The organism is Imperialibacter sp., from assembly GCF_040222385.1.
Taxonomy (GTDB): Bacteria; Bacteroidota; Bacteroidia; order Cytophagales; family Cyclobacteriaceae; genus Imperialibacter.
Map to the genome: position 1 here is coordinate 617,556 of NZ_JAVKDF010000035.1, position 18,889 is coordinate 636,444.

The 18,889-nt window shown below is 46.1% G+C and carries 7 protein-coding genes and 1 tRNA gene; 2 read left to right on the plus strand and 6 right to left on the minus strand.

Features of this window, described 5'->3' with window-relative positions; translation table 11 throughout:
- Positions 1-46: 46 nt before the first annotated feature.
- From RIG68_RS18530 to RIG68_RS18555, 6 genes are all read right to left on the minus strand, one after another.
- Positions 47-7,579: an Ig-like domain-containing protein gene (locus RIG68_RS18530; RefSeq protein ID WP_350125587.1), complete on the minus strand. Its 7,533-nt coding sequence runs from the start codon at positions 7,577-7,579 to the stop codon at positions 47-49.
- Between the two features lie 130 nt (positions 7,580-7,709).
- Positions 7,710-9,260, minus strand: a complete 1,551-nt coding sequence (locus RIG68_RS18535; RefSeq protein WP_350125590.1) for a tetratricopeptide repeat protein — start codon at positions 9,258-9,260, stop codon at positions 7,710-7,712.
- Positions 9,261-9,516: 256 nt separating this feature from the next.
- Entirely contained in the window at positions 9,517-9,615 is a 99-nt protein-coding gene (locus RIG68_RS18540; RefSeq protein ID WP_350125593.1) for an MBG domain-containing protein, read from the minus strand.
- Positions 9,616-9,788: 173 nt separating this feature from the next.
- The gene (locus RIG68_RS18545) at positions 9,789-10,685 is read right to left on the minus strand and encodes an Ig-like domain-containing protein (RefSeq protein WP_350125596.1); all 897 of its coding nucleotides are present in this window, start codon (positions 10,683-10,685) and stop codon (positions 9,789-9,791) included.
- A 326-nt stretch (positions 10,686-11,011) separates the two neighbouring features.
- Positions 11,012-16,438, minus strand: a complete 5,427-nt coding sequence (locus RIG68_RS18550; RefSeq protein WP_350125599.1) for an MBG domain-containing protein — start codon at positions 16,436-16,438, stop codon at positions 11,012-11,014.
- A gap of 297 nt (positions 16,439-16,735) precedes the next feature.
- On the minus strand, positions 16,736-17,374 hold the full coding sequence (locus RIG68_RS18555) for a hypothetical protein (protein ID WP_350125602.1): 639 nt from the start codon (positions 17,372-17,374) through the stop codon (positions 16,736-16,738).
- Between the two features lie 204 nt (positions 17,375-17,578).
- On the opposite strand from RIG68_RS18555, the gene RIG68_RS18560 reads away from it, so the two are divergent.
- Together RIG68_RS18560 and RIG68_RS18565 are read left to right on the plus strand one after the other, a co-directional pair.
- A tRNA-Lys gene (locus RIG68_RS18560) sits at positions 17,579-17,651 on the plus strand.
- A 401-nt stretch (positions 17,652-18,052) separates the two neighbouring features.
- The gene (locus RIG68_RS18565; RefSeq protein WP_350125605.1) at positions 18,053-18,871 is read left to right on the plus strand and encodes an alpha/beta hydrolase; all 819 of its coding nucleotides are present in this window, start codon (positions 18,053-18,055) and stop codon (positions 18,869-18,871) included.
- The last annotated feature ends 18 nt before the right edge of the window (positions 18,872-18,889 follow it).

An 18,889-nucleotide genomic window follows, 5' to 3' on the forward strand; every position in this document is an offset into this window, starting at 1 on the left:
AAGCCGGTTTCTCACTAGTAATAAATCCAGTTGTTGTGGGGATCTACTATTTCTTTACCATCCTCCTAACGTTGGATCTTCCTTCGCCATCAATCAGGTAAAGAAGATAAACACCAGGCATCAAATCAGGAGTAGTAAGCTCTGTTTTGTCAGTGACAGCTCTTTCAAACATTAGCTGTCCGTTAAGATTGCGCAGACGGATGACACTTAGGTTTTTGCCTTCAATATTGATCGTTTCCACAAATGGGTTAGGATAAACCAACACCTGACTCAGTTCATCGGCCACGCCAGTCTCAACCCCCTCAATTAATTCAAATACGGCCTCTGCACTTCCCTTGTAATTGGCATCATTGATAGTCGCCACTACTGTGTAGCTTCCGGCAACGACGGGAACTATTGCCTCTCCATCGAAAGTGAATACCACTTCCAAACCACTTGGGTCTGTTACTACAGTCGGCGTCTTGGGTGTGCCATCTGCTTCCTGCCCCAAATCCGACAGGGTGATGGTGGCAGTTGCTTTGTTGACAGTGAAGCTTTGGCTTACGTCGGCAGCTGCATTGAAGCTGTCATCACCCGCCTGACTTGCAGTAATCGTTACACCGCCTGCACCGGTGATCATAACAGAACTTCCGCTGATAGTGGCAGCACCGCTTACAATGTAGCTTACAGTCAACCCTGAGCTGGCCGTCGCCGTCAGGTCAAATGCAGCATCGCCAAAGGTTTTATCGGCGATGGCTTCAAACGTAATCGTCTGATCCTCTTTCACAGGGTCAACAGGAGTATCATCGGTTACTGTGAAAGTTCTCGGCAATGCTTCCGCTGCCATGTAATTCACATTCCCGGCCTGACTGGCAGTTACCGTGATATCTCCTGCCCCCGTGAAGGTCAATATTGTTCCTTCCAATGTCCCTGGGCCGCTTAGTTCATAGCCAACTGCCAGTCCAGAGCTGGCTGTTGCTGCGAGCGTTATACTACCAGTGCTCAGTACCTGGCTTCCTATAGCCTCGAAAGTGATGGTTTGCCCAGCCTTGCTGACTGTAAGCTCCTGCGTCGTTTCTGCTTCGTTGTAATTGATACTGCCTGCCTGAACCGCTGTGATGGTGGCGGTGCCAGCTCCTACAATGGTCACGGTAGCATCGCTGATAGTCGCTACGGCTTCATTTGAACTGGTAAAAATCACCGGCAATGCCGCATCGCTGCTGGCTACAAGATCAAATGAAGCATCGCCAAATGTTTTGGTTTCCAATGTTTCAAAGGTGATCAACTGGTCTGCTTTTCCAATAGTCAGGGTTCCATCGACGTAGCTGAACTCATAGTTCTCGGCAGTACCGCCACTTACAGTAATGGCATACTCGCCAGCATCTGATGACGCTGAAGCTTCCGTTGTTGCCTCTATATTGCCTGCAATCACATCGGCCGTTTCGCTATTCACAAAACCGGTAACAGCATACGTGAGATCAGGCAAGGCATCGCCGTAGGTCATTTGCTTGTTCTCGGCTGTTGCTGTCAGTGCAGCCTTGCCCACCTCAAAGCTTCTGCTCACCTGAGCCGCTGGATTATAGTCATCGTCACCGGCCTGGGTGGCCCTGACTGTGACGCTTCCCAGGCCAGTGAGCGTTAGTGCTGATCCATTCAACGTAGCCGGACCGTCAACTACTTCGTACGCAACCGACAGCCCGCTGCTCGATGAGGCACCAAGGGTGAATATGTCTCCGTAGGCTTTGTCGCCAATGGCAGCGAAGGTGATCGTTTGGTTCTGTTTGTTGGGATCGGTTACCAGGAAAGTCAATACTACACTTTCAGCCGCCAAATAATTTGCATTGCCTGCCTGACTTATTGTAACCGTTACTTCACCGGTCACGCCACTTAGTGTTATCTGGTTGCCCACGTTGGTTGCCGGGCCGCTGACCACAAAGGTCAACGGAAGCCCGGAACCTACTGTCGCTGAAACAGCAAAAGGGTCATCACTAATGGATTTGTCGTCTATCTGGTCTACACTAATTGTCTGAGCTGCCTTGTTCACTGTAAAGGTACGCTCGACCGTAACAGCGGCTTTGAATTCGTCATTACCGGCCTGCATAGCCTGGACAGTCACGTCTCCGGCACTAACAACGGTAAGCACACCGTTGAGTATCGTTGCATTGCTCGTCGGCACATTATAGGTAATTTCTAAACCGGAGCTGGCTTCAGCCCCCAGGGAAAAAGGTGCTACCCCAAAAGGCTTATCCTCTATATCCGGGAATGTGATCGACTGCTCCAGTTTGTCAGTCGTGAACCTCCAAACTTCATTGTCGTTGTTCCACGGACTCAACTCATTGTCCACAGCATCAGTAACAAACACATTGTCGAGGCTATAGGCTTTTATCCAGAACTCAGTGTTGGCTGGAAGCGGCTCAATGCCTGTAATGCTTATTTGGTTCCCGTCGACCACCGCCACGTGAGAAGAGTTCCAGTTGATTTGTTGCACAAGGCTGTTACCGGAGATAGTCCTGATCTGAAAATAAGCTGATGCTGCAGAAATGTTCAGTTCTACGTCTTCGTCAAAGGTTATCAGCAGATTGGGTTGGATGGCTACCGCTGTGGCATTGTTGGCTGGAAACAACGTTGTTATCTGCGGCGCCTGAAAGTCACCGGTCGTGAAGTTCCAGTCAGTTTCCGGGCTGGACTGTGTAAAGTAATTGTCATTTAGGTCCGACACCCCTTTTAGCCAAACGTAATAGTCTGTCTCAGAATCCAGATCAATTCCCAAATCTATCGTAAGCTCATTATCGTCAATTGTCAACCTGCTATCGTCGCTGGCCATGATGAAGTCTGGGGAGCCATTCCGGTAGACGACAACAGCCTGGTCATTTTCTGGTATTGTGATTGCCTCATCAAAAGTAATGACAAACACCGCATCGCCGACAACTTCCGTTGCGTCGTCCATGGGAGCTTTGGAAAGTTCCACCGGAGGCTCGTTGTCGTTGACATAGATTACCAGGTCTTTAATAAACTCATTGTTGTCGTCATCAACAGCTTTTATTTTTAAAGCGTATTCACTTTTTTCCGTGAACTCAAATCCGTTGAACCCTGAGTACAGCAGGTTGCCTCCAATATAAAAGTCGTCGTAGGCCGTTCCTGATTCTTCAACGTAGATCATTTCAAAGGTATTGGTATTTGCGTCCGGATCAACCGCTGACAAAGTGGCAATTACCTGCCCACTGCCAATGCTCTCGTCAAAATGATCGGCGGAAAGTGATATATCCGTCGGTGCCAATCCGACCTGCAGTGTTGTGAAATGCCAGATCGCCTGGCTTGAGATTCCAGCGTACGGATTTTGGGACAAGTCTACAATGGCACTGGAACCAATTAACACGTAGAACTCCTGATTGGCCAATAATTCGTTTGTCGGGTCTATCGTAAGCTGATTGCCAGAAAAGTTCAATCTTGAGGAATTTGCTGACGCTGAGTAGGTTTCAATGGTGTTATCCCATTTATCCAGCAATTTGATTTCTCCTGATCCGAGCGCTATTGCCTCGTTGAAAGTGATGACAAGGTTGGTATTCTTAGCTACGTCAACTGCACCGTTGGTTGGAGAAAGTGACGTTCTCGTCGGCGCTTCATTGTCTGGCTCAGGCATTGTGGTAAAATTCCACACGGTAGGATCCGAAAACCCTTGCGCAGAATTATCTGCCAGGTCTTTAATAGCACCTGAGTAAAATTCAACGTAATAGGATGTGCTGTAAGCAGGAGCGACGCCATTGTATTGAGACAGATGGATGGTTAACGTGTTTCCGTCAACCGCAAATAGGCTGCTACCCTCTTCGACTAACCCATAGAGGGTAGATAAACTTTGGCCTACTTCTTTTAAATAAATGAAGCTATTTCCTGCTTTCACCGGCTCATTAAAAATCATCACCAAATCCGCATCAATGGGCACTCCGGTTGCATCGTCTACTGGCCAACGGTCGGTGATAGTCGGCGCATGTGTATCTACGTAGTTAATACTGATAGTGATAATTTTCTCGAAATAAGCGATACCATCAAACGTACGGGCACGTATGCTGTAGCTGCTTTTGGTCTCATAGTCAAAAACAGCGTTGGCCTTCAGTGTAGTGCCTACTAACGTAAAGCTTCCATTGTCGTGGCTGCCATCGCCCTCCACCAAACTGTAAGAAAATGTATCCCCGATATTTTGATCCGTAGTCCCGAGGTAGCCAATAATCGCACCGACTGAGTTGTTCTCATTAATTGAGCTGTTTGTAATAGTGATATCACTGGGCGCCGTGTTGATACTAATGCCATAATAGGATTCGAAGTACCCGCCTTTATCATCCAGGGTTCTGATCCTGACCGAATAGGAATCCTGTGCAGAATAGTCAAAAGATTCAGCCGCCACCAGCAGGTTTCCAAGAACTGTAAATGAACTGTTTCCACTGTCCCCCTGGCCGCTCACCAAACTATAGCTATGTACGTCGGAGCTGTTGGCATCGGCGGAAGACAGGCTGGCGACAACCGCACCAATCGCATTTCCTTCGGTGATTCTATCTTTAGAGAGTGTAATCCCTGTTGGGGCATTGTTCACCTGAGTACCCGTGGTAAATTCCCATTCCACATACTCGGAGGCCTTCACCGGCTCCCCAGCACTGTTCACGAGGCCGTAAACCCTTACTTTGTAAGTGGCATTGGTTGCAAAGTCAAACCATGGATTAAGCACCAAAGCATTTCCATTTTTTGTCCATGTCGTTCCCTCGTCTGAAGCTGTGAAATTGTACGCATTCGAGCCGTTCAGGGAAATGAAAGCAAACTGGTTCACCCACGGAGCCAGAAAAACCTCCTGATCAAAAACGATCTCCACGTTGGCGTAAGTGGGTATATTCGTGCTGGCATGAGCGGGGCTCCTGCTGATCACCGCCGCACCCGATCGTGCGGTAAACTGCCAGGTAGAAGTATTGCCACTCCAGCCTACAAAATGATTGCCGGCGAGATCCGTAAAAGGATCCAGCAGGGGGCACTGAACCCAATATGTGATATCCGGATTAAGGTCAGGCACGTTGTTTAATGTGACCTTATTTCCGCTGATAGTTACATCAGAAGTACCAATGGCAAATTGTGCTATGGTCGTGTTGCCAACAATATTCCTCAGGTAAAACACCTTTTGACCATCGGGTCTTTCAACCACCGGTTCTGAGAATGTCATCGATAGCGTGCCCCTGTTATATGGATAATCACTCGACCCGCTGATTGGATCAAACCCCACGATAACCGGCGCTGTCACATCACTTTCGAGCTCGGTAGATGTTGTAAAATCCCAGGTGGAATTGTCAGCAAATCCGTCATAATAATTGCCCGCCTCGTCTTCAATGGTATGCTCGTCAATGGTCACATAGTAGTTTGTACCATACGCTGGCGCTGTTCCTGTAAAATCGGCCAGCGAAAAAGAAAGCGTATTCCCTTCTTTTGTGAAAATGTCGGTGTCGAAGAGGGGTCTTCCTTCAAGCACAACTGCATTGTTGGAAAGCTTTCTTACTCTTACATAGCCACCGCTTGCTTGCAAGTCAATGTTCTCATCAAACGTAACCACCAAAGTACCATCTAGTGGGACGTTGCTTGTGCCATCCGCAGGGCTCAGGCTTTCAACTACCGGGGCGTCAATGTCCGTATCCACCAGGTCATTGACGGTGATGGTAAATTGTGAGTCTATGCTTGCCTGCCCGTCACTTGCCCTTACCCTGATGTAGTAGGTGGCTTTCGACTCGTAGTCAAAAACAGTATTCGCTTTCAACTGCCCCTGAAAAATTGTGAAGCTTGCATTATCAGTGCCGCCCTCTCCTGCCACCAATCCGTAGGTATGAGTGTCCCCAACGTCTGTATCGCTCACAGTGAAAGTTCCAATTGTCGTGCCTAAAGCATTATTTTCGTTGACTGTATTGGCACTAAGAAGAAGATTATAGGGCACATCGTTAGCATCGGAAATGTTGATTGAGAAGGGCTTTTCGTAGGATTCGGTGCCGTCGAAGGTTCTTACTCTAACGCTATAGCTTGACTTGGCTTCGTAGTTAAAAACAACGCTTGCTCTCAGTTGATTGCCGGAAATATTGAAACTTGCATTATCAGTGCTTCCTGTACCTGCCACTAAACTGTATGTATGGCTGTCACCAGGGTTTGCATCGGTGCTGGTCAGTGTTCCAATCACGGCATTAACGGCATTGTTTTCATTGATGGATGCTGCACTAAGAATAATATTAGAAGGGGCAGTATTGGCTATACCATACCTGATGAAAGCGCCATCCGCAAGATCACCACTGGGGCCATTGCCATAGTCATAATTGGATACTGAGTTATTTATCCAACGAACGTCTCCATTACCATACTCGGCTACAAAACTTCTATTGGCGTTTGTCGAACTTCCCGAGACATAAGTTGGAGCTATTTCATACAGTAGTGCATTGGCTGCACTAAGTTTCAAAAAGCGCAATTCCGTATTTGTACGTGCTACCAATAATTCGTTGCTGGCATTGATGGTAAAACTATGAGCATACCCTAAATTGCGATTCCAACTATCTGCTCCTGCATTGGTTAGTTTGATAAAATTATTGCCAACGGCTGCATATACATTCCCATTGGCATCTAACTCAATTTCAGTTCCCTCGGAAGCCGTGCTATACGTCCTTACCCAGGAGAGGGCATTGCTGCTGGTCCATTTGGCGATGAAAGCGTCTTTTAGATTTACTGAATTGATAATATTTGTTCCTGCACCAGGATCAAAGTCAGCGCTTTGACCAAAAAAACCTGTGATGTATATATTGCCAGACCCATCAACAGCGATGGCGTTTCCTCGAGAATGTCTGTTCGAGTTAAAATCCGAGGGAGTAGTTGAGGTTTGTATCATCCATCCTTGATTGATACGCACTCCCGAGCTATTGAATTTTGCATAGTAAGCATGCTGTTGAGATCCTGAACTTATACCATTGACCTCACCAGACTGAAACCCTGTAATAAATACATTGCCCGATCCGTCAGCTGCTATTCCCTCACCAGTTGAAGCACTTAGAATAATGCCATGTTCATTACGTGCATTAAAAATCACATCCCCGGTAGGGGTCAATCCTTTTGCAAACGCTCTTGGAAACTCTCCATTTACAACAACAAAACCAGTTACCTGATCTCCTATCCCATCTGCTGTGCCCAATATGTCTCCAATAAAATAGACATTTCCATCGGCTCCAATAGTGATATCGTTAAATCTTAGATGAGGATCTTTTTCACTACCTTGATTAATGAAAGGCCCTCTGGTCCACATCGCTTTCATCCAAAGCAATGCATCTGTGCTACTATACTTTGCTATGAATGCGTCAAAATATCCTTCTGTGTGAAAAGGATTAGGGGCATTAACAACATTAGGCCCCGGATCGAAATCGACAGGCCCACTAAAGGTTCCGATTATGTAGTAGTCGCCATTGCTGGCCACCACACCCTTTTGTATTATTATAAAACCACCGTTCGTCTGTATTGGTGGGCTAATGGATTTAAAAACTGGGGTTTGCGCAAAGCCTTGAACAGCACTGCTCAGTAAAAGGAAGAGTAATAATTTTTTCATGGTTTCAGCGATTTGTGAAACCAAATTTTCTCTTATTCCATCCCTTCCTCCCCACCCACCACGGGTGAAACACCTACTAGCCGGGTGGCTAGTTTTTTCAAGTAATTGAAAATGAGGTGATTAAAAATGGCTATTTTATTGCTATAAACTTGAGGGCAGCCTGGCGGTCGTTCACTCCCAGCTTTTCGTAGATCTTGCTCAGATGGAACTTAACGGTATGAACCGACAAAAAGACCGTCTCTGCTATCTCTTTGTTGTTCATATCTGACACGGCCAGCCGCAGTATTTCAAACTCCCGCTCGGTAAGCGGGGCTGTCAGTTTACTATTGACAGCCTCGATGGATAAATCCTCCTGGCTATCTCCTGGTGCCAGCAACAGGTTGAGCTGGTTCCGCAGATTAGTAATTTCTTCATTGAGGAGTTTACGTTTCAGTTGTGTATTCCACACGAACACAAAAGCACCACCCACCACCAATGCTACGGCTGCCAGCGCCAGGTAAAGCTGACTACGGGCTTTGTCCAACTCCAGCAATGCGATTTCGTTTTCTCTCGCCAACAAAATGATCTCCTTTTGTTTTTCCTCGGTTTCGTACTTCTCCCTTAACTCGTCAATACTTTCTTGCCTGTCGGCATTGGTGAGAGAATCATGCAGGCTCATATATAGCTGGTAGTATTCCAGTGCCTTTTGGTAGTCACCCATCCTCTGGTAACTTTCAGCCACTACCTGCCTGGCGTCCCTTATCAGCCTCGGTTCCTCCGCATAGGTGAGGGCTTCCAGGCTATACTGTGCCGCCTTTTTAAAATTACCCAACTCAAAGTAAGAATCAGCCAGCGAAAGTACGTCGTTAGCCAAGCCTGGCATATCCTGCAGCTGCCTGTCGATGGCGATTGCCTCCTGGTGATAAAAGATGGCGGAGTCGTTTCGTTTAAGCTTTAGCTGAATACCGGCCAGGGAATTGTAGGTAGAGGCCAGGCCTTTGATGTTATTGTGTTTTTTCTTCACCCGCAGGCTCATCCGAAAGTAGTTGATGGCCATGTCCACATTGTCGAGCCGGTAATAGAGCCGCCCCAGGTTATGGTAGCTGGTGCCTAGCAGCGCCTCCTCACCCAGCTGCATTTTCAGGTCAATCGCCTTGAGCATATAGTCGATAGCACCTTCGGTATCGTCCATATAACTGACCAGGTTCGATAAGTTATTGTATAAAAATGCCAGACCCCGCAGGTCATTCATTGTCTGCAACATGGGCAGGGCCTTGAAGAAGTTTTCCAGTGCCAGCGAGTCTTTCGACTCGTAATAATAAAGTGTGCCTAGTTCAAAGTACGATTTCGCCAATTGAGCGCTATCGTTAACAGTGAGAAATATCCGACTGGCCTCCTTCAACAAGAGTTCTGCCGAATCGGTTTCTCCAGTGTACAACAGCAGCTGTGCCAAAGTAATATTGGTTTTGCCGACAAGCAGTTGGTCATCTTCTGAAAGTGTCTTGGCTTTGCGAGCCAAAGTCAGGGCCAGGGCCGGTTCGCTGGTTCGGAACTGGTAGGCTGCTTCATTGAGGTAGGTGACTTTTTCTGCGGCAGATTCCAGTCGTTCCAGTTTCGCTGCTATCGTATCGGGTAAGCTGGCAACCTGAGCCACCGACAATAGCGTCGTAAGGCAAACGACGCCAGCGATTCCTGCGAGCATCAGAAGTCTTTTTTTACACATAAGAGATCGGCAGCTAGTTAAATAGTAGTTGGTCAACCTGATAAAACTAGGGAAAAGTTGGGGAAATGCTACTATACAATTGAGCCGCCACCTAAGCTACTGGTTGCAGGCGTTGAGGGCCAAGTATCTGCCTGATGGCCTTGTTAACAGCCTATGTTGCCCTTGCTGAGCCTGTCATTTCAACTGTTAGGTAATCTTTAACGGATTTGGGTGTACTTTTATCACGCTTCACAGCCTAAGCTTCAGACGCCACAAAGGTGGCTACGGCACTACCTTGGTGGTTGCCGTCGTTGATAGTGGCCTCCACCGCATAGCTGCCTGTCGCCAAGGGCACTTTGATCCCTCCACTAATGTAATACTACCCCCAGTCTGGCCGGATCGGTCAGACTGGGGGCGATATGGGCCTGCCGTCCGCTCTGATATACTGACGTTTAGAATCAAAACTGTCGCTGCAATGTAATTCACATTCCCGGCCTGACTGGCACTTACCGTAATCAGGAGTCCTTACTACCTTTCCACCTCTTCATAAACATTGAACCAACTCAAATATACATAGTAGCTTTTACCTGCTGTGGTCACGGCGAGTCGTACATGTCGGCCATAGGTAAGCTGATCGGCTTCGGTGGCTGTTACCTCTATGGGGATCTCCCCGGCTTCTCCTGCTGCAAAGGTCAGGTTAGGAATGACAGTGCGCAACTCGGTAGTCGCAGGATCCTCCTTCCCCTTCAGATACACCTTAATCTCATTCACAGTCACTGCCTCAGCCAGGCTTCCGACAAACACATCAATATAATGCTTGCCATCTGCCTTACTGGAGTTGACGTGGCTGGCTGCCATGATTTGCCCAGAAGCCACAGGGATCACCGTTTGGTAGTCAGAAAAATCGTTACCCTGCTCCGCACTTACCCACACAAACCCATGCTTTAGGACCGTTAGAACACCCTCCTGCGTCACACTGGCAACCTGTGGGTCATTTACTCTCCATACCACCGATCTGTTAGAAGCATTAGGTGGGTCAAAAGTTATATCCAGCGTAGTAGGTTGTCCGATCGTGGCAATAATTACATCCGGCTCAAGCAGGATATTAGTAAGGGGCACAGGCACTACCGACACATTAAGCGAGGCCTCTGCTTTCTCTTTTTCGCTGCTCACTTTGATTTCCGTATCTCCCAGGGTCAGACCTCTGAGCATCCCGCCTGCGTCCACTGTAGCCACTTCAGGATGCGAGGAAGTCCATACCATATCCGATACATTGGCCGTGTCTGGTTTCACCTGGTAGCCTAGTTGAATGGAATCTCCCATCAGAACAATCATGCTTTGCTGCTCAAACGAGAGCACAACAGGTACTATATCCTGGTCCTCATCCAGGTCGTCGTCTCCATCCTCCGGTCCACAGCTTGTCATCAAAGTGATAAATAACATCGATAACACATTCCACCGGCCCCCACTCTTCATGTTAACTATCATTCTTGCTTGATCTAAAAATATGTTTTATAAATAACTGCAATTGATACGATCCGGTCAATGCCCACTTCCGGGTATTTTTTTCACGATCTTATTCTGAGACGACTCTATTGGAAAGCTCGCAGTCGGTCGGTCGAAATGATGACGGGATTACCCCAACCGCTTCAAACTCCCACTCCTCACATACACTTCGGCATCGTGCCAAAGAATTTTGGTCCAGATTTGGCCGGCATCGAGTACCTAACTATTCGAATAATTTTAAGCTACTACTCCTTCCATACTTTCACTCTCTTCAGCACCTCACCCTTTTCGTTTTCTATGAAAAGAAGGTAGATGCCCTTTGGCTGATGCTTAAGGTCGATTGTGGTTTTATCCCCGACAAAAGAACTTCGGTGCGATTCCCGTCCCAGCAGATCCATCAGCCTGATGACCTTGTTAGTAGCCTGTGTCGCTCTTGCTGAGCCAGCCATTTCAACTGTAAGGTAATCTGTAACGGGAATAGGGTAAGCTTTTACATCTAGATCCAGGTCTCCATCTTTCACTGCCAATGCTTCCGACAGCACGAAAGTTTCGCTGGCGCTTCCCTGATAGTTTGTATCCTCAACTTCCACTACTACCTCATAGCTCCCAGGTTCCACAGGCTCGTCAGATCCTCCATCGAATATGATTACGTAGTCAACGAAAGGGGGGTCAATACTAACTGTTGGGGTTTTAGGAGCGCCATCAGCTCTCTGCTGCAAGTTGCTAAGTGCAATGGTTGCCGTAGCCTTGCCCACCAAGAAAGATTGGGTTATTTCAGAAGCTGGAGCGTATTCCTCATCCCCCGCCTGATTAGCAGCAATAGTTACGCTACCAGCCCCTGTTAATGTGACAACAGAACCGTCAATTGTAGCCGGGCCACTTTCGATTGTGAAAACAATATCCAAGCCTGAGGAAGCCGTAGCCTCTAATTCAAATGGATCATCTCTAAAGGTTTTGCCTTCAATTGGAGAAAAAGAAATGGTTTGCTCCGCTCTCTGATTAGTATCATTAATCACCTCGAACCCTATCGTGACATCTTCGGCAGGCAGGTAGTTAACATTCCCTCCCTGAGTTGCCGTCACTTCAACCTGGCCAGGAGCTGTTAATGTCAATACTGTGCCTAAAAGAGAAGCAGGGCCCATTACCTTGTAGGAAACACCCAATCCCGACGAACTTGTCGCTGAAAGTGTTATGGCACCATTGGATATACCTACGGTAGGGCCAATTTCTGAAAAGGTTATTGCCTGGGATGCCTTATTGATGACAAGCAGTTGTGTGGCTGTCGCCAGGTTATAATTACCATCACCTGGCTGAAGCGCAGTAATAGTAGCTTCGCCTGCAGATTTTATACTTAGCATTCCATTTTCAATCTGTGCCACAGCCGTGTTCGAACTTGAAAATGAAACGGTCAATCCTGAGGAAGAGACCGCCGAGAGGGGAAAAGCCTCATCGCCAAATATTTTTTCGGTAAGCTCGGCGAACTCTACGGACTGGCTGGCTTTGTTGACTATCAACTGCCTTTCGACTGAGGCATCTTTATAATTATCGCCACCTTCCTGGTACGCCGTAATGGTGGTTGTTCCCGCACCTGCTATCGTCAATAAATTGCCTTCCACTGTCGCTACTTCAGTGTTGCCACTCGAAAAGGCCACAGGGTTTCCCGATGCCCCACCGACGGCTACCAACTCAAGCACACCATCGCCAAATGTCTTTTCAGGAAGTGGGTCAAATGTCAGTGTTTGCGATGGTTTTTCAACGGTAAGAGTACCCTTGACATGTGAAATATTGTAATTGACTGCTTCGCCACCACTGGTAACTATATCATAAGCACCCACATTCGGGGTTCCACTGGCATCGGTTGAAATGGAGATTGTCCCGGTGATAACTTCGCTCGTTTCGTCGTTAACAAACCCACTTATTGAGTATGTCAAATTCGGCAAAGGATCACCATAGGTAATAGTTTTATTGGCTGCCTTAACTACCAGGGGAGCAGGGTTAACTGTGAAGCTTCTTTGGACAGGCGCAGCAGGATTGAAGTAATAATCACCGGCTTGACTTGCTTCTATGACAACTTCTCCCAGCCCGGTTACAGTAAGCAACGAACCGTCCAAAACGGCAGGGCCCGAGATGACTTCAACCAATACATCCAAGTCCGAGTCGCTGGTAGGCAATATATCGAATTGGCTTCCATAGGTTTTGTTGCTAATTGCGTCGAAAGTGATAGTCTGATCAAACGGCTCCACATTGGAATCGAAGGTAATCGTCCAGTCAAACCCGTCTATACTGTTGCTATCATCCCACAGCATCCATATTTCTTCTCCTCTGGCAAGACTGGTAACAGTTATCTCACTTTGAGAGGTGCCTCCAAAATCGTCGTTGGAGGCAAAACTGCCAAGCCCGCAGGATTGATAAAGCCTCAGGTAGGTGTCGGTTGTTGTGGTGCCCACTGAGGAGATAGTGAGGTCGCCTTCTGCGGGCACGGTGAACTTGAACCAAGTAGGAGCTGAATCGGTGGTATTAGCTCCTTCTACCGCATCTAGTGGATCGGTACAAAAGTCGCCCGTTTCGTAGGGTGCAAATTCCAAATTCCAATCGAAATTAGAGGCCTGATACCATTGAATAGATATCTGATCCCCTTCGTTAAACCCTGGCACCAGCAGATCTCCGTTACCATACCCGCCTCCATAATAGGATAGGCTTTGGCAGGTACCAGCAAAAACATTTACTGATCCCCAGACCTCCCTTGATATCTTCAGCTTACCGGCTGAAGGGGCTATATAATTGTACCAGAAATAGGTTAAGTTTGATTCTGGCAAGTGATTTGTCCCGATTATCGCAGTCTCTGGTAGGTCACAGCTATCCCCAGCCGCATCGTCTTCAACGGCAAGTGTCCAATTAAACCCGTCTTCATAACCAAGAGACCATCGAAGCAAAATCTGCGTACCCTCTTCTAGAGATGGAACTGATATTTTCCCATAGTAATAATTGCCCTTATAGGTCAGATCCTCACAAGAGTTAGCGTACACAGCAATGTCAGCGTAGGCATTTGATTCAATAGTCAGTTTACCATCCCTGGGCATGGTAAAACTATACCATTTGTAAAATGAATAAGTATTTGCAATCGAATTGATCCCTTCCTGGGCTTCGACCGCCAACGAACAAATATCCCCGTCAGTTAGCGATTTGTAACTTAGTGTCCAGTCAAAATCTCCACCAGAATTGTAATTCCACCTTATTAATACCTCTTCACCAACTTCAACATTTTCCACATCAACATTTCCATATCCATATCCCAAAATATTTTGGTTGTTACAATTGTTTGAGAAAACGTTTACATAGTCATCACTTTCAGAGCGAATTGACAACATCCCCTCCTCCTCAACAGTGAAGGTATACCAGTAGTAGGACGAAATTTCAGGCATAGAATTTATGCCAATTTGAGCTGTGGCAGGCAAGGCGCATTTGTCTCCCAATTGCGGTTCCTCGACAGAGATATCCCAAGAAAAACCCCCAGGATTAGCTGACCACCTGATAAACATTTCATCACCTTCAGAAACCTCAGGAACAGTTAAGTCCTCATATCCCGAGGCCAGCCAATAGTAACTTTCACAGTCACCCGACAAAACATCTACATACTTATGTACACTGGAACTAATTACCAACTTTCCATCTCTAGGAGCCTGATATTTATACCAAAAGTATTGGTTGCTTGTGGCAGGAAGTTCATTTGTACCGTCTACGGCTACCTTGGCAATTTCACAATAGTCACCTTCCTCATAACCTTCCAAAACGAGAGACCAGTCGAATGTGTTGGGGCCATACCATCTTATTAATACCTCGTCACCGGACTCAAGCCCAGTGACGGATGTGCCCTTTTGACCACCGGTCTCGTAGTACAAATTTTCACAAACTCCCGTATAAATCGAACAACTCGAATATTGATCAAGACTGACGATTGAAAGTTTTTGATCATTCGGCATCACAAAGCGATACCACTGATCAACGTATCCCCCTGTTGTAAATGCGTTTGAACCCTCAGTTGCATCAATTGGCACTTCGCAAATGTCCCCAGGTTCAAAGTCATCCAAGCTTATGCTCCAGTCGAAATCGCCTCCATTGCTAGTGTTCCATTGGATAAAAAGCTGTGTTCCAGCCTCAAAGACTGGCTTGGACAAATCGCCATATCCGGATGCAAAGCCATAAAGTTGTTCGCAATTATTATACTGAACATTAACCCATTGGTCTGTTTCAGACATTATTGTCAATCTCCCTGTTCTTGGAGTTGTATAGGTGTACCAATAATAATCTAAGGTGGTTTCAGGTAGATGATTAGTCCCTTCAACCGCCGTCTCGGCCAAAGAACAATTGTCTCCTGACGAAAGCTCACTGATAGTCAAATTCCAGTCAAAGTTATCGTAGCTGTGGGTATCCCAAACAATCCAGACCTTTTCATCCGAGCTTAAACTTGTGACACTGACTTGCCCATAGCCACCTATTTCATAGCTAAGAAGGTCACAATCGCCGGAATACACGGTGAAATAAGCATTTGTTTCCGAAGTAATATCTAACCTACCTTCGCTGGGCATTGCGAACTCATACCAATATTTGTAATAGTCAGTTTGTGGTAGGCTATTCGTTCCCTCAATTGCCATTGATGTAGAATTGCAGCCGTCGCCCGGTTGCAATGGGTATTCCTCAATCACCAGTTCAGTCGCAGAACCAAATTGTGTATAAACAGCGATATACACCTCAGTTCCCAATTCAACATCAGTTAATACTGAACCCCCATATTGGCTATCAATCAACTCCAAATTGTCGCAAATCCCCGAATATGTATTGATTGTCCTCCAAGGGGAAGTGTCAAGTACAATTTTCCCTTCAGTTGCTTTAGTGTATTTAAACCAGTAAATATTCGCTGCTCCTTGAGGAATAGAATTGACTCCGTTAGAAGCTTCTTTTGCAAAATCACATACATCCCCATCTTCCAGATCCAAAACGCTAAAAGTCCAATTGAAATCCCCTCCCTCCTCGATCCTAAATCTAACTATTACATTTTCATTGGCTTCAAACGAAACAGAGGCCCCAGAGGAAGAAGAAGCATCCCAGTATAAATATTCGTCAGTACAGTTACCATGTAAAATTTCAAAATAAACCGTTTCAGTTGTTTCAACCACTACCCTTCCATCCGCTGGCATTAGGTAGCTAAACCAATATTGACCATTGGTAAAGGGCAAGTAATTCTCCCCAACAACTATTGGCTTAGATAAAGAACAATTATCACCTTCTCCAAGCTCAACTATATCAATACTCCATTCAAAGTCGCCGCTGCCGCTACCCAGGTTCCAGTAGATAAAAACCTCCTGACCTTCAGTGGCGTCAGCGAAACTTGCATTTCCCTTACCTGATCCAGCATAGTATCTATTGTCGCAAGTATTGTAGCTGAGATTTACCCAAAGGTCGGTTGAAGAAGAAACTATCAGCTTACCATCTGCTGGAACAGTGTAGGTATACCAATAGCCATCTTGTCCGGTTGTAGGAACAGTGTTGATTCCAGTACTAGCCACCACTGCTTGCTCACAGCTTGAAGCGTCCTGAGAAAACACATTTTGAGAAAAAAAAAGAAAGAACAAGACAAACAAGGCCAGATTCTGTCGGGTGGAGGGGTTCTTCATAAGCTGCGCTGACTTTAAAACGAACAACCTCTAATAATTAGCTGGAGATTGATCGTATAAATATGTGAATTTTAGCCCAAAATCAACAAGATGAAGCGGTGAAAAAATCTTCGAATTATAGCCCCATTATTTACCTTTCAGCCAATACATTTGACTAGTAACAACTTAACTTTGCTAGGAAAATGCATCGTTTCAACATGAATAGAGTAGCAGTGAGCATGTAAAATCAAATGGCCTGGTGACAATAAAAGAACTGAAGCGAAAAATGAGCAAAATCCAGATGTAAGTTATCTCGATCTACCCCAACCGCTTCAAACTCCCACTCCTCACGTACACCTCAGCGTCGTGCCAGAGGATCTTGGTCCAGATTTGGCCAGCATCGAGGACTTTTACTTTGTGGCCCTGTGACACTATTTCCAGCATGGGGGCGCCGGCGGAGGGGCCTTTCATCAGGTATGTGGCCGATTCCATAATGATAGCCTCAGGTTTCGAAAAAGGGTAATTGACAACAACAATGAGAAGCAACCCAAAGACTAACTGCCAGGTCATGAGGCCTGTGGAAAAGCCTTTCTTTTTAAGGAAGCGATAAGCCTGCAAAAGCAGTAGTACAAAAATCACCGTCATTACCACGGTGAGAATGAGATCGTAGTACAACGAGTACCATGACATAAAAAAATCAGCGTCGGTTACATCATAGCCCTGCAGACCCTGCTTTTCGGCTATTTCATTAATTTTTTTGAGGACAAGATTATTGTGAGTGAGGTCATAGTACTTCGTCAGATAAAAAAGTGCCTCAGGATACTCATCGAGTCCTTCCTTGATAAAGGCCATCTTCATCAGCATTTGTGGAGAGGCCATGCCCGCCTCAAACACTAGTTGATACTCGTCGAATGATTCAGTGTACTTCTTTAGTTCAAACAATGAATCTGCTTTCACCAAATCAGTGCTAACTGATTGAGCAGAAGAATATTCTGGGGTCAGAAACGTGCTTACGAAAAAACAGAAGAAAATTTTTATATGCCAGCTTTGCAAATTATTCATAGAGTACTACCTTTGCAACCTCATTTACGGGCGCAATTAAGGAAAGGCAGCCAAATAAAGCAAAATTCCTCCTTATTTGATGGTTAATAAATGTTAAAAGATTCCGTAGCTCAGCTGGTAGAGCAATACACTTTTAATGTATGGGTCCTGGGTTCGAGCCCCAGCGGGATCACTCAAAAAGCTCAAGATTAATTTCTTGGGCTTTTTTATTTTCTAGCTCAGAGAGTCGCTGTCGGCTAAAATATCCAAGCGGGACGCATTGAACCAGTTTTGCTTCTTTAATATCTATCGTTCGCCAAATGGTACAACGTTATTTCAGAGTCTTACTCCCCAGATGTTCCGCTTGATCCATCAATGCCTCCTCGGATATCGTAATCTCAAATTGTTTATAGAAAGATTCATTTCCTGGAAAAATTGCCGCTCCAATCATTTTAGCGCATTACATCAACGCAATTCCACACCTCTCTTTCTGGCCGCCTAAGTTGTCCTTTTATGACGCCTTCTTGACCTAGGTGAATAACATCAGGAGCCTGACCTTTGTCTTGTCGAAGGACATCACAAAAAGACAATGTTATGAAAAGGCAAAAACTAACAACTCTTACACTGGGCGCCCTGGTCGGTGCGCTTGTGCTATTTCTGGCGTCGTGTAGCGAGGAAGAATTTAACCCGAGCCTGACAAGGGAATTCTCCATCCAGTCTACCTTCAATGGTGCCACTTATAAGATAAAAGTTGGACTTCCATTGGACTATAATTCGTCAGGGATAAAGCATTCTTCAATCTATGTTCTGGATGGCGAAGAGAATTTTGACTTCGTTGCCAATCATTGCGAAGAAATATCCGATCGTTATTCAGTAACGAATGTAGTGGTGGTCGGCATAGGCTATGGTAATGACAGAGAGTTGGACTATACGCCTACGAAAATCAGCCCGACAACAGGAGGCGGCGGGGATTTCTTACGTTTTCTTGAAAATGAACTAGTTCCGAGAATTGAGCAGGAGTTTAGTGTAGACACAACCCGAAACAGCCGGGCGATTTTGGGCCATTCGTATGGCGGTTTGTTTGGTGCATGCGCTCTGGCCGTTAACAATCAGTTGTTTGGCAATTACATTCTGCTAAGCCCATCTATCTGGTTTGATAATGAAGTTTCTCTGCTATTGGAAAAAGAATACAGAGAAAGGAACAGGGATAAACCACAGCTGGTATTTCTTGGCATCGGCCAGTCGGAGAATCTGGGCAGAATGCAAGCTCCGTTTGAAGCATTCTTTCAAACCCTTCGAGACAACTATTCGAGTATCAGTCTATCAAAAAATAGGGAGGATGACCTGGATCATATGGGTTCAAAAAACCCCAACATCATTAAAGGGCTCACCTACTATTTCAAAAACAGATAATCCAAATACTAATGATAA